The sequence below is a fragment of the Paenibacillus sp. ALJ109b genome, assembly GCF_010747435.1.
Classification (GTDB): domain Bacteria; phylum Bacillota; class Bacilli; order Paenibacillales; family Paenibacillaceae; genus Paenibacillus; species Paenibacillus taichungensis.
On record NZ_JAAIFP010000027.1, the window covers coordinates 21,082 to 33,774 of the forward strand.

The 12,693-nt window shown below is 43.8% G+C and carries 11 protein-coding genes; 7 read left to right on the forward strand and 4 right to left on the reverse strand.

All coding sequences use genetic code 11. The features are described 5' to 3' along the window. A complete protein-coding gene (locus G3352_RS23415; RefSeq protein ID WP_163760521.1) occupies positions 1-873 on the reverse strand; it encodes a carbohydrate ABC transporter permease in 873 nt (290 codons plus the stop codon). Between the two features lie 68 nt (positions 874-941). Next, positions 942-2,249: an ABC transporter substrate-binding protein gene (locus G3352_RS23420; RefSeq protein WP_163760523.1), complete on the reverse strand. Its 1,308-nt coding sequence runs from the start codon at positions 2,247-2,249 to the stop codon at positions 942-944. Between the two features lie 212 nt (positions 2,250-2,461). Between G3352_RS23420 and G3352_RS23425 the strand changes: the two genes are divergently transcribed. The 4 genes from G3352_RS23425 to G3352_RS23440 all read left to right on the forward strand — a co-directional run bounded on the left by G3352_RS23425 (position 2,462) and on the right by G3352_RS23440 (position 7,763). After that, positions 2,462-4,225 carry a cache domain-containing sensor histidine kinase gene (locus G3352_RS23425; protein WP_163760525.1) on the forward strand — a complete coding sequence of 588 codons (1,764 nt, stop codon included), beginning with the start codon at positions 2,462-2,464 and terminating at the stop codon, positions 4,223-4,225. Between the two features lie 19 nt (positions 4,226-4,244). Further along, the gene (locus G3352_RS23430) at positions 4,245-5,753 is read left to right on the forward strand and encodes a response regulator (RefSeq protein WP_163760527.1); all 1,509 of its coding nucleotides are present in this window, start codon (positions 4,245-4,247) and stop codon (positions 5,751-5,753) included. 192 nt (positions 5,754-5,945) lie between these two features. Continuing rightward, positions 5,946-6,461, forward strand: coding sequence for a spermidine/spermine N(1)-acetyltransferase (gene paiA / locus G3352_RS23435; protein WP_163760529.1), 516 nt, complete (start codon positions 5,946-5,948; stop codon positions 6,459-6,461). Positions 6,462-6,629: 168 nt separating this feature from the next. Beyond that, positions 6,630-7,763, forward strand: coding sequence for a serine hydrolase domain-containing protein (locus G3352_RS23440; protein ID WP_163760531.1), 1,134 nt, complete (start codon positions 6,630-6,632; stop codon positions 7,761-7,763). Between the two features lie 127 nt (positions 7,764-7,890). Here G3352_RS23440 and G3352_RS23445 read toward each other — a convergent pair whose 3' ends face one another. Then, the gene (locus G3352_RS23445; RefSeq protein WP_345940798.1) at positions 7,891-8,835 is read right to left on the reverse strand and encodes a DMT family transporter; all 945 of its coding nucleotides are present in this window, start codon (positions 8,833-8,835) and stop codon (positions 7,891-7,893) included. Between the two features lie 223 nt (positions 8,836-9,058). Between G3352_RS23445 and G3352_RS23450 the strand changes: the two genes are divergently transcribed. Next, positions 9,059-9,493, forward strand: coding sequence for a MepB family protein (locus G3352_RS23450; protein ID WP_413027944.1), 435 nt, complete (start codon positions 9,059-9,061; stop codon positions 9,491-9,493). A 154-nt stretch (positions 9,494-9,647) separates the two neighbouring features. On the opposite strand, the gene G3352_RS23455 is transcribed toward G3352_RS23450, so the two are convergent. Further along, a complete protein-coding gene (locus G3352_RS23455; RefSeq protein ID WP_163760533.1) occupies positions 9,648-9,959 on the reverse strand; it encodes a YbjQ family protein in 312 nt (103 codons plus the stop codon). Positions 9,960-10,113: 154 nt separating this feature from the next. On the opposite strand from G3352_RS23455, the gene G3352_RS23460 reads away from it, so the two are divergent. Together G3352_RS23460 and G3352_RS23465 are read left to right on the forward strand one after the other, a co-directional pair. Continuing rightward, complete coding sequence (locus G3352_RS23460) at positions 10,114-10,866, forward strand: response regulator transcription factor (RefSeq protein ID WP_240343194.1); 753 nt, start codon at positions 10,114-10,116, stop codon at positions 10,864-10,866. Beyond that, positions 10,863-12,602 carry a sensor histidine kinase gene (locus tag G3352_RS23465; protein ID WP_163760536.1) on the forward strand — a complete coding sequence of 580 codons (1,740 nt, stop codon included), beginning with the start codon at positions 10,863-10,865 and terminating at the stop codon, positions 12,600-12,602. The genes G3352_RS23460 and G3352_RS23465 overlap by 4 nt, the downstream gene beginning before the upstream one ends. Positions 12,603-12,693 lie beyond the last annotated feature (91 nt).

Sequence of the window (12,693 nt, forward strand, 5' to 3'; positions counted from 1 at the left end):
TTATTCCGTAACCTCCTTGCGCCGCATGAAAATCAATAGCGGTATAGCAATAATCGTGACCGCCACAAACAGAAGTGTGTTGACTGCGGTACCAAGTCCCCAGTTTCCTTCGCCGAAGGAGCGGAGAATAATTGTTCCCACAACTTGTGAAGCGTTGCCTGGACCTCCGCCAGTCATGACATACACTTCCGAGAATACTTTAAGCCCACCAATCAGCGTCAACATCAGATTAATATTGATGGCTGGCAGCAAAAGTGGCAGTGTAATTTTGAAAAAACTTTTCCAGGAGCTTGCTCCGTCAATCGTAGCGGCTTCATAGTATTCTTGAGAAATGGATTGTAAACCAGCCAGATAGATGGCCATTTGGAATCCAGCGCTTTGCCAGATGGATACTATGGCAATCGTCCAGATGACAAGGGAAGGATTGGTCAACCAAGCCTGGCTCAATGAATGTAATCCGACTGCTTCCAATACACGATTGATCGTACCTTCTGTACGCAGCATTGGTGTGAACAAGATGCTGATGACCAGAATGCTCAGTATGGAAGGGGAGTAGAAAATTGCGCGCAGCAGGTTCTTCGTTTTTAATCTCATATTTAGGGCCACGGCCAACAGCAGACCAATAATATTTTTGCCAGCAACCGTAACTACGGCAAAAATCGCCGTATTTTTAAGTGCTAAAATAAGCGTTTTGTCCGAGAAAATTTTCTCGAAATTGTCCCATCCGACAAACTTCAGATCAATTCGATCCAGACGCCAATCCGTGAAGGAGTAGTAGAAAGCAGCAATTGCTGGAATAACAAAAAAGATAGAGTAGATGAGTAGTGCCGGAAATACCATGTAATACGAATATAAATTTTTAGCCCTTTTCATGTCTCACACTCCGTTATGGCTAGGCAGCACATCATTCAGGAATGACATGCTGCCCTGTATTTCATTTCTTAGAAACCGGAAACGCCTTTATCCTGCATCAGTTGACTGAACTTCTCATCCCAGGATTTCAACACTTCCTCCGGAGTCAAACCGCCAGCGAATTGATCCTGTAACAGTCTGTATAGCTCACTACGATCTACCAGCATGTAAGCATCCGTGGTTAACACAGTTTTCTTGGGCAGGATGTAATTGTCGACGATATCCTGTTTGTAAGCAGGTAACTCTGGTGTAGTAACATCGCTAAAATTGGATACATAGCCCTTGGAATCTACGATCTGTTGCGCAAATTCCTTGGAGGCGATAAAGTCCAGGAACTGTTTGGCTTCGTCCAAATGCTTAGCCTTTTTCGGAATGAACAGCTGTCCTCCAAGCGGACTTGCACCCAGTTTGGCATCATCGGAAGACGGAATTGGGAATACGCCGAGTTCCATGCTTGGATCCTGTTCTGCTACGCCTTCGATTAACCAATCTCCCATAAACATCATGGCCACTTCCTTTTTCAGGAATTTGCCAACCGCCATGTCATAGCTGTCGCTCAGCACATCCGTATTGGTATACCCCTTGGTGTAGACTTCGTATTGCTGCTGCAAAAATGTTTTGAACTCGGGAATATCGGACCATTTTCTTTTGTTGCTGTTGAGCTCATCAAAAAAAGACGGATCATTTTTGGCTACAAAATCGGCAAATGCTGCCGCAGGCCAAATGTTCGCAGCCCATGCATCTCTATAGGGCATGAATACAGGAGTGATGCCGCCAGCTTTAATTTTTTCACAGATCGCCAAAAATTGTTCGTAACTTGTAGGGATGGACAGACCCAGGTCAGCAAAAATCTGTTTGTTGTACACGACGCCTTGCATGCCCGTGTCCTGGCTGACATGGAAGCTGTAGATATGACCGGCAGCGGAGAGTACATCTTTGTTTACAATTCTGCTGGCCCAGGACTCGTTATCCAGAATTTCGAAATTGCGCTCAAGATTCAGATCCGTAATTGCACTGGCCAAATTGTACTGGATGATGTCGGGCGTTTCATCCACAGCCAGCTTGGTTTGCAGTACGGTCGTTGTTTGTTCTGCCGGAATGAGCTGCAGATTAACAGAAATATGGGTCTGTTTTTCAAATTCATCGAGAATATCCTGCTGGATAAAGGCAGAATCCTGTGAACTCTTCGAAATGGCCAATTCCAGTGTGACCTTGCTGTTCTTATTTCCACTGCTTGCAGACGTGCCAGAATCAGTGCTACCTGATCCGCAAGCGGTCAGTGAAATGGACAACAAGCTCGCCAGTACAATGGATGCTGCTTTTTTTCTTTTATGCATGTTCAACGTAAATCCCCCTCTGAAACATGTAATGAATCCGTTTACAAATTCAATTATAAAATCCACTTCTTCTCCGGTACATGTCTGTGCTTGAATATTTATGTGTAAAATCCTGAACTTGAAATCGCTATCATTTCATTCGAACCCATGCTACATTAAGACATGATCCAGACGAGTTTCACAGCATGACAAGACAGGAGGCTTCCCGAAGCATGGCTAAATTTATACATAGAGCCACACAATTCAGCTTGCAGACAAAAGTATTTTTGACATTTCTCGCCCTTCTTTTGTTCGTGCTGGGCTGCTTTATCGTTTATGTGAACCTTGTCGTTATCCGGCCGCTTACACAAAAAACAGAGGAGGATACACTGGTCACTGCCACAAAGGTAAGAGAACAGGTTGACCTATATGTACAGCAGCAAAACCAGATGTCCCAGCGCATATTGTCCAATAAGGACATCTTCGCAACGATGGACAAGAGCTCTTCAGCCCCAAGCAATTATGAAAGACTGAAGCAGATTCGGAAACTAAAAGATATCATGTTTCAGGCTATTGGCCCCAGCATGAACATCAAGGACATGTCCATTTATGATAAACAAGGTGTGCTGCTCACATCGTATCTGGGTTCAGGTCATCCTCCAACAATCCTAAGTGCCTTAACGGAAAAAAGTAGAAGTGGACGAGAGTGGACAGGGAACGGTTTTATTCTGCTTCGAGATGCAGACACTATCTCCTTTGTCCGTACGGTCAACGATCAGAATGGCAAGCTATACGGATATCTTAGTATTCAAATGGATCAAGCTTACATTCAAAACCTTACGGAAGGAATTACAGCAGGAGATGTATTCATTTTGAACAAGCAAGGTGAGCGAATGACTGGCTTGGAAATGAGAAAGGACTCATTGGAGTGGAAAGAGCCCTTATCTGACGAAGGACTGGCAGTTGATGAACAAAATAATTACGTTACGCATTCTACATCTCACCAGACGGGTTGGATTACTTTTATAATAACGCCGAAAGATTCGGTATTAGGCTCGATCCGTTCCGTACAAAGCATGTCCATTTTGCTGATTACAGCCTTAATGCTCATTTCTTTCGTGTACATTTTCTTCTCCACACGCAACCTGTTGCTTCCCATTCGTAAGCTTCGCAGCCAGATTTGGCGCATCAACTACAACAATATGAAGCTAAAAGTTGATGATCGACCTAAAAATAACGACCTGCTGCTGTTGAATGAAGCTTTTCAGGACTTGATGGAACGATTACAGCAGTCCATTGATCGTGAGAAGAAGGCGTTACATGAAGAAGTCACTGCGCGGAATTCCGCGCTGCAAGCTCAGATTGCTCCCCATTTCCTTCATAACGTCCTTTATTTGATCAGCATTGCTGCTCAAGAGGGGAGAACCCAGGTCGTGTCCGATATGTGCAAACATCTGTCAGACAGTTTACGTTATATTGTTTCATCTCCTTATGCACATGTGACGATGACGGATGAGCTTGAGCATACAAGACATTATTTATCGTTGGTACAACAAAAGTATGAAGAAGATTTGGAGTGGAACATCGATGCTGATGAACTGACGAGTGAAATCCGGCTGCCGCGGCTGGTCATTCAGCCTTTTGTTGAAAACTGTATTGAGCACGCTTTCTTTAATATCACACCTCCCTGGCGTATCCAAATTACCGTGAAGCAGTATAACGGATTATGGGCATTGGAGATCAAAGATAACGGAGAGGGCTTCCAGCCAAACAAAATAGAAGAGATTTTGTCCAATATACAGCAGTCCGACTCTGGAATGAATCAAACCCCCGATCGTCAGACAGCTCTTGGCAACATGGGGATCGTCAATAGCGTCAATCGGCTTAAACTGATGTATAGCAATCGGCTTTTATTTAACATTTACAACAATCATTCAGACAATGAAAAAGGAGCAACCGTTCAAATCATCGGATCGATGACGAGGGATTTTTACTGAGTACAGGAGGGATAGACCCATGTACAATATCATGATCGTTGAGGATAGCAAACCTATATTGCGCAATATTAAAATGCTGTTGGATAAGCTGGACTTCCCCATTCACGTGGCAGTTACGGCCACAAATGGAGAAGAGGCGTTAGAAGCACTTCAGAAGCAGCCAATCGATCTCCTGTTGACAGACATACGGATGCCCAAGATGGATGGCTTATCACTAATTGAGAAGGCGAAGCTTGCCCAGCGTGAGTTGAGGGTCATTCTAATTAGCGGGTATAGCGATTTTGAATATACACGAAAAGCATTGAATTTGCAGGTGTTCGACTATTTGCTGAAGCCCGTCGAGCCTGAGGCGCTGGAGGAAGTCATGGGCAGAGTTATTAAACAGCTTAATCAATCGAGGTCAAGGCACTTTCATGAGTTGCAGGAGATCGTTGATCCCCATAGTTATGCTGAACTTAAGCCAGGAGAACATGCTGCTTTTCTGGCCCAAATGATGATTATTCTGCGTAGACAGCCTTTTATCCCGGAACGAGAACGATGGGGACAAAAGACGTTACAGGCTTCCTTAGAAGATTTTTTTGCACCACGTCCCTGTAAAGTGTTTCTAAGTCAAACTCCTCAGCAATTCATCGTTTTTGTAAACAGGGGGATTCTTGATTTGTATTCTTCTGTACATGAATGTCTGGAATCGTTGCGCCGTCATTTGTTTGCACAAGGCATGGACACAACCATTGGTGGGCAGCTGCTATGGTCGGAAGATGTTAATCTGTCGGAGCTTTATCACCAAATATCGTCCATCTTATCGATGCATCAGCGATTGAATAGTGGATTGGTGCTGGATAGCGGAAATCCGGTTTCCATAGCAAGAACTGAGTCAGGTTGCCTGGATTCAGCACTGGAATTGACTTTTGTCCACATGATACAAGCTCGTCAGAAGGAGCAGTTTGCCCTTAAGCTGTCCGAGTTGATGAATCGATGGACGGAGGATAACGTACATGTGAAAGAATTGGAACGATTTATCAACTTAGTAGTGGATACGTTCGCACATTTGGTTGAGGAGCAAGGGGAGGGAATTAGGCTTGGTCTGGAGCTTAGAGCAAAAAAACTATTTGATGAAGAAACATACGGTGATTTCTGCCGTGAATTAACGGAATGGATTGGACAATGTTTTGATATGCTTCAATCCCATGGTCGGAAAAGCAGAGAAGATCTGTTTATGCAAATGGATGAGTACATCAAACGGAACAAGTTTACCCAAATATCCATCAATGACATTGCAATGAAGTTTCACGTCAGCCCCTCTTACGTTAGCAGAGTCATTAAAAACGTAACGCAACTCACATTTGTTCAGTATTATACAAAGCTTAGAATTAAGGAAGCATGCAGACTAATGGAATGTCAACCGGATATGAAGTTTAAGGAGTTATCGGATCTGTTATCGTTTAGTGATCAGCATTATTTCTCCAAGGTGTTTAAGGAATATACGGGACTTAGTCCGACAGAATATAAAGAAATACTGCTTAAATAGACTGACCGAGGAAAACTTATTAAAAGTTCCGAAAACGTTTGCTATGTATTTTAATCTGCCTGGTCTCACTATTTTATGTTGCAAACTATACAAATTTGGAGTAGATTAAGAATAGAGTAAATGTTGTATTTGCAACAAAAAAAGAGCCGTTTTAAATAAGTAATTGATTCATAGAAGGAGAGATACATCACAATGACAGTGGATATAAGAGCATGCAGTCACGAGGATTTACTAAAACTACAAGAAATAAGTATAGAAACATTCAACGATACATTTAAAGATCAGAATTCCCCTGACAATATGAGGGCCTATCTCGAAAGAGCATTTAACGCTAAACAGTTGGGAGCCGAATTATCTAATAGCTGTTCAGACATCTTTTTCGTCTACTACAATGATGAACTTGCCGGATATCTAAAAGTGAACAGAGATGGCGCCCAATCCGAACAAATGAGTGATGCTTCACTTGAAATTGAGAGAATTTATCTCAGGAAAAAATTCCAAAAGCATGGACTGGGTAAATATCTGCTAAATAAAGCGATGGAGACCGCATTGGAGCACAAAAAGAAGGAAATCTGGCTCGGAGTATGGGAAAAGAATGACAATGCCATTGCTTTTTACAAGAAGATGGGATTTGTTCAAACGGGCTCACACTCTTTTTATATGGGGGATGAGGAACAAATCGATTTTATCATGGTCAAGACACTCTAGTAATCGTACCGATTCTAAAAAATGGTACAGTTTGTCGAAAAGTTGCTTTCTATTAGATATGGTCAATGCATGTGAATGGTCGTATATTAATACTATGTGGGTCATGTGTATGAACATAGATCCACTATGTGCATTGATAAACGATTCTACATAGAAGGACGGGGAAATATGGACTTTAAACCGCTTGCTTCATTTATTGATCGCATCACATCATGGAGAATTCCGTGGGCAGAGGTTCTTGTGATGCATCAAAATGATACCGTTTTCCGTTACCGGAATGGTTACGCCAATCTGGAGGAGCAAACGCCCATCGGCGATGGGGCGATCTTTAATCTCTACTCCATGACGAAAATTATGACCTGTGTGGCAGCACTTCAACTTGTAGAGAGAGGGCAAATGCTGCTGAGCGATCCAGTATCTGATTATCTGCCGGAATATGCCGAGATGACGGTGAAGAAAACTTTATCGAGCGGCGAGGTCAGATTGGAAAAAGCGACAAAGGCGATCACAGTACGCGACTTGTTTACGATGACTGCCGGGTTCTCCTATGATGTTGGTTCGCCAAGCATTCAGGAAGCTGTGCAGAGCACCAACGGAATATTATCGACAAGAGACTTCGCGAAAGCGCTCGCCAAGGAACCGCTTCTGTTTGAGCCAGGTACGCATTGGAACTATAGCATGTGTCACGATGTGCTCGGAGCTTTGGTGGAGGTTGTGAGTGGCAGACGTTTTGGTAAATATCTGCAAGAAGAAATTATCGGACCGCTAGGTATGAACGATACGGCATTCGACCTGAACGAGGCACAGCAGACCCGCCTGATTCCGCAGTATGCTTACAATGATGAGCTTGAAAAAGCCGTACGAATGGACGGAAACGGATTCCGGGTAGGCACGGATTTGGAGAGCGGCGGTGCCGGACTATTGTCCACCGTTAGCGACTATGCACTGTTCCTTAGTGCGCTGACGGGAAAAGGAACAAGTCCAAAAGGCGTTCGCATTCTGTCACAGGCTTCGATTGAGCTGATGCGCACAGACCATCTGAACGATCTGACCCGTGATGATTACTCCTGGGATCATATGGGAGGGTATGGTTATGGGCTGGGTGTACGTACGCATATCTCCAAAGCGGGCAGCGGTTCGTTAAGCCCACTGGGTGAATTCGGATGGAGTGGTGCTGCCGGCTGCATGGCCATCATTGATCCAGACTCTGAACTTACGGTTATGTATGCGCAGCATCTGCTGAACAATCAGGAGCCTTATATTCATCGCCGCTTGCGTAATGTCGTGTACTCCTGTTTGTAATGCGGAAAGGTGAGGCTTAAATACAAGAAAAGGTCGCTAATGAGCGACCTTTTTGTATTTAGAGAGTAAGTTCTTGTACCAAGTATTAGGTGGGTAGTTCCTATTCGATCGATTGGCAAGAAACACATTATTTTAATGAGGTTACTCTATTGACCATATAAATACCGATGGATACAAAGAGCAATGCAATTAGGTTTTTGAATTCCAAAATCGTTTCTCCCAAAAACAACGCCGATAGCAATGCACCAAAGACAGGGATCAGGAAGTTATACACAGATACTTTCCCCACTTTGTTGTATTTCAGAAGTAGATTCCACAAGCAGAATGCGGCTGATGAAAGTAAAACTAAATAAATCAAGATACCCGTTGATTCAAGTGTAAAATGTGTAACCCGGCCGCCAAGCAGGAGTCCCAGTATGGTGAGTGCCAGTCCGCCGACAAACAAGCTAACTCCGGTAATAACGAGGACGTCGATGGAGCCTGTTAAGTGCTTTGCATAGATGGCCGTAATGGAAAAAATAAGAGCCGCAATAATAACGAAACCTTCACCTGTGAGAGAGAAGGAGAATTCCAGCAGATTGGAGTGGAAATTTACAATAATTACACCAATAAATCCTAGCAAACAGCCGACTATTTTATTTTTGCTCAGTTTATCATTTTTATATAAAAAATGAGCTAGAACCACACTGAAAAAGGTCGTTGTCGCATTCATAATCGAACCTTTGACACCTGTCGTATTGGCTACACCCACATAAAAAAACATATACTGCAGACCCGTTTGGAACATGCCAAGCAATATTAAGCTTGAAAATTGTCGTCCAGACAGTTCAAATTTCCGTTTACTAATGACACGAAACAAGAATAGAAGCAGTAATCCTGCTAAAATAAATCGATAACCCGCAAATACAAATTTGGATGGAATATCTTCTGACAGGATGTCAAAAGCACTATATCCAAGCTTAATAAACGGGTAGGCACTCCCCCATAACAAGCAACATAAACTTGCAACTAGTGTCACAAATAAAGGATCACTAAACTTGTTGGGGTTCTCCAATGCTTTTATTTCATTCACTTTCAATCTTCTCCTCGCATGATATGTAAATGTGTACGGGCTGATCGCACCTCACTGACCATATCACAAACTGCGAGTAGCTGTAACAAAAAAATGAAATTCCGTTTCATAACAAGGCTAAGAGGCTATAATTAACGTTGTGAAAAATGATTGAGGGGATGAGAGCATTTTTAAATCTAAAGAGCTAATAGATAGCATACTTGCTAACTTTGATAATATAGAGATTACAAACATCATTGAAGAAAAACATAATAGAGAGTATGAAGGAATGATTATCTATATTGGAGATTATAAATATCGAAGTCGCCTCGCCAAATTAACTCCAAAGAAAAAAGGTTTTTTTGTTGTATTTTGGGAAAAAGACGAAAACAATCAAAATCAACCGTACTCCTTTTTCGAAAGTCCAGACAAACTAATAATCTCAATTATAAATGGAAATATGAAGGGACAGTTTGTTTTTCCAAAATCTAAATTACTCGAAAAAGGAATTTTGAAAAATGAGGACACTAAAGGGAAGATGGCTATTAGAGTTTACCCTTCTTGGGAAAAAGAGTTAAATAAATCAGCTGCCCAAACACAAAAGTGGCAACAAGAATATTTTATTGATTTATCTGATGAAATAGAAGACCAAAAATTAATAGACTTATATTTTGGTTAGGTTTGTATACACTACTACTTTCTTTCCACTTTAAAACCCTCAACTACTCCGACGCTCTAGTGGTTGTTGGAATGCTGCATATGCTTGGAGATCAGGGTGTGGTGCCATTGCTGGAGAAATGTTCGTTTGGAACTGGGAATCAATAGTTTGAAATTTAGATAATAACTGCCGTTCCGCTTACAGCGACCAAGAGCATACCTTGACGAACAACTTCGTAGTTCAGATCCACACCGATTACAGCATTGGCTCCCATCTGTGCGGCTTGCTGGGTCATCTCTTCAAAGGCAGCGTCTCTTGCTTCTCTTAGCTTGTTCTCATAGGTACGAGAACGGCCGCCTACAAGATCTCTAAATGAAGCGAGAAAGTCTCTCCCGACATTGGCAGAGATGATGACTTCAACGGTTGCAACGCCGATATACTGCCTGACTGGGGAACCTTCAACTATTGCTGTTGTTGTAATAATCAAATGTTTTCCTCCTAAAATAAAATAGATTTGTCGCGAATGAGGTTTCTCATTTCCTATGCTAACAGCGTTATTGAAACAGAGCCTAAACGAGTTGCTGAACAATTGATTAAGTTTGCCCAAGCCGTTTAGGTTCTGTTAATGTGAGTATGCTACTATGAAATGGGTGAAAACGATGACCAATCAAACGGATATTAAAATCGCAATTGTCGACGATGAACCCTCGATTGTCACCATGCTGCAAATGGTGCTTCGCAGGGCAGGGTTCCATCAGCTGTACGATGCTTCCACCTGTGCAGAAGCTCTCGATCTAGTACAGCGGATTTCCCCGGATATCGTCCTGCTCGACATCACGCTCCCAGACGGGAGTGGTCTGGAGCTTTGTTCCAAGCTCCGTGAATATGGAAATCCGCATATTTTGTTTCTGACGGCTAAGGCATCCGATCTCGATGTGCTGAGGGGATTCGCCATGGGCGGGGACGATTATATTACCAAGCCCTTCAATCCTTTGGAGGTAGCTGCAAGAATTCAGGCGCGCATACGCCGTTTGGAGCCTGAAGCTCCAACTGTGAGTCAGGTGAAACGCCCTGAACCAGGGGTTTACCGATTCGGCCGCTTCACCGTGAATGAGGCGGAAGGCGAGTTGATTGTAGAGGGACAGCCTGTCCCTTGTCCTGCGCAGGTTTTCCATCTGCTGCTGCATTTCTGCAAGTTTCCGGGGATCGTATTTTCTAAAACACAGCTCTACGATCAGGTGTGGGGGATCAACGGACAGGGAGATGACTCCACGGTAATGGTACATATTCGGCGCATACGAGAGAAGATCGAGATCGATCCAGGAAATCCAAAGTTGCTGCTCACCGTACGCGGGCTCGGCTACAAGCTGTCAAAGGAGTTTCAGGAGCAATGAAGATACAACAACGTATGACATTCCACTTCACGTATCAATTGATCTTTTATGCCCTGATCATTCTGGCCATTACTCTCATTGCTTGCATTATATACTTTCAAAATACGACCAATAGTGAGTTGCGCCGGAACTTTCCGGTGGGTGCCTTACAACTGATTGCTCAAGAAGCTTCTTCAAAGGACGGGACGATTCAAATCTCCCCCAAGTGGGATAAGCTCATTGAGGAAAAAGGAATGTGGATGCAAGTTGTAAATGCCGAAGGAGAGGTCATCTACGAAGTAAATACAAATTCGCATGATGGGCTGTCTCCATCGTACTCAATTGCCCAACTACTTGATATTCAGGAGACGAGGACACTGGGGACGTATGCTGTTCAAACTCATCTGAACTTTGCTTTTAATGTGCCGGTTCTGTATATCCTTGGCTACCAAAATTCTGACCTTGATCAGCTCATGGGCTGGTTTGACGAATACGGGCAGCAAGGCATGGTATCTAGCGAAAAGCTTTCCTTTCTGGATCAGCGACTGCGTGAAACCGGCAGTTTTCTCCAGGTAATCAATTCCACGGGTCATTCCGAACAAGCCATCGGTGATGGAACGTATTTGCAGAAGGAGTACCGTCCACTGGACATTCTGGCAATCCAGCAATCGCCCAGCAACTATGATACGAATATTGTCGCCCATCGGGACCAGCGTAGTGGAATGACCTGGATTCTTTATACGCCCAATCCAGCGGGTGGTCCTTTGAAACATCCGGCGATGGATACGGCAACGCGCGGACTTATATGGTTTGCAGGTCTAGCTCTTCTCTTGGCAGTACCCTTATCGATCTGGCATGGCTACCGTTACGGTCAGCCACTAATTTTGTTTGCAGGCTGGTTCGAACGTATGGGGCGTGGGCAGTACGATCAGGTACTTACCGCAAAGGACAAGCGCAAGATATTTCGCTCCAATGGCACGATGCGAAACCGTTACAGGCTCTATAAGGAAGTGATTGAATCCTTCTACCAAATGGCTGATCAATTGGCCCAAACCGAGAAGGAGCGCGAGCGTCTGGAGAAAGATCAAAGAGAGTGGATGTCAGGAATTTCACATGATCTGCGTACGCCTCTGTCCACAATTCAAGGTTATGGATATATGCTGGAGAGTTTACCGGAACAATGGAGCCAAGAAGAGATGCGCACCATGGGGGAGACGATCCGGGAAAAGGGGGATTATATGCTCGAGCTGATCTCTGACTTTTCCATGATCCATCAGCTTAAGCAGGGCGATTCGATTATGGTGATTCGGAAAACCGATTTGGTTGAGCTGGTGCGCAGCTCCGTGCTGAAGTATGTCAATGACGCTACGCTATCTGAATACCAATTCCACTACGTTGGAGAGGAGCGTCCCCTGTTGGTGCAGGCTGATGAAACCTGGTTGCTGCGGTTAATGGATAACTTGCTGTCCAACGCCGTGAAGCATAACTCTCCAGGGGTGAACGTCACCGTTTCCATTGGCAGAATGAACAATAAGGCATGTATTCGCGTATTCGATAATGGCAAAGGGATGGACGAGGAAACGCTGCAGCATTTGTTCAATCGTTACTATCGGGGAACAAATACTGAGGAATCTACTGCTGGCTCTGGACTCGGGATGAGCATTGCCAAAACGATCGTAGAAGCACACGGCGGAGAAATTCATGTACAGTCCAAAGTACGGCAAGGTACGAAAATCGAGATTTTTTTGCCCTGTTGAAATGTTTGCTTGATAGGGAAAATGTCTTTACTGGAAAAAGCAGCCCAACCTCATTTGAGGGCAGGTTGCTTTTTTTGTTGGCTTCTACATC

Coding starts and splice junctions, on each gene's coding strand:
- G3352_RS23420 (WP_163760523.1), bottom strand. CDS start 2,249: ATGCATAAAAGAAAAAAAGCAGCATCCATTGTACTGGCGAGCTTGTTG.
- G3352_RS23425 (WP_163760525.1), top strand. CDS start 2,462: ATGGCTAAATTTATACATAGAGCCACACAATTCAGCTTGCAGACAAAA.
- G3352_RS23440 (WP_163760531.1), top strand. CDS start 6,630: ATGGACTTTAAACCGCTTGCTTCATTTATTGATCGCATCACATCATGG.
- G3352_RS23430 (WP_163760527.1), top strand. CDS start 4,245: ATGTACAATATCATGATCGTTGAGGATAGCAAACCTATATTGCGCAAT.
- G3352_RS23460 (WP_240343194.1), top strand. CDS start 10,114: ATGAAATGGGTGAAAACGATGACCAATCAAACGGATATTAAAATCGCA.
- G3352_RS23465 (WP_163760536.1), top strand. CDS start 10,863: ATGAAGATACAACAACGTATGACATTCCACTTCACGTATCAATTGATC.
- G3352_RS23415 (WP_163760521.1), bottom strand. CDS start 873: ATGAAAAGGGCTAAAAATTTATATTCGTATTACATGGTATTTCCGGCA.
- paiA (WP_163760529.1), top strand. CDS start 5,946: ATGACAGTGGATATAAGAGCATGCAGTCACGAGGATTTACTAAAACTA.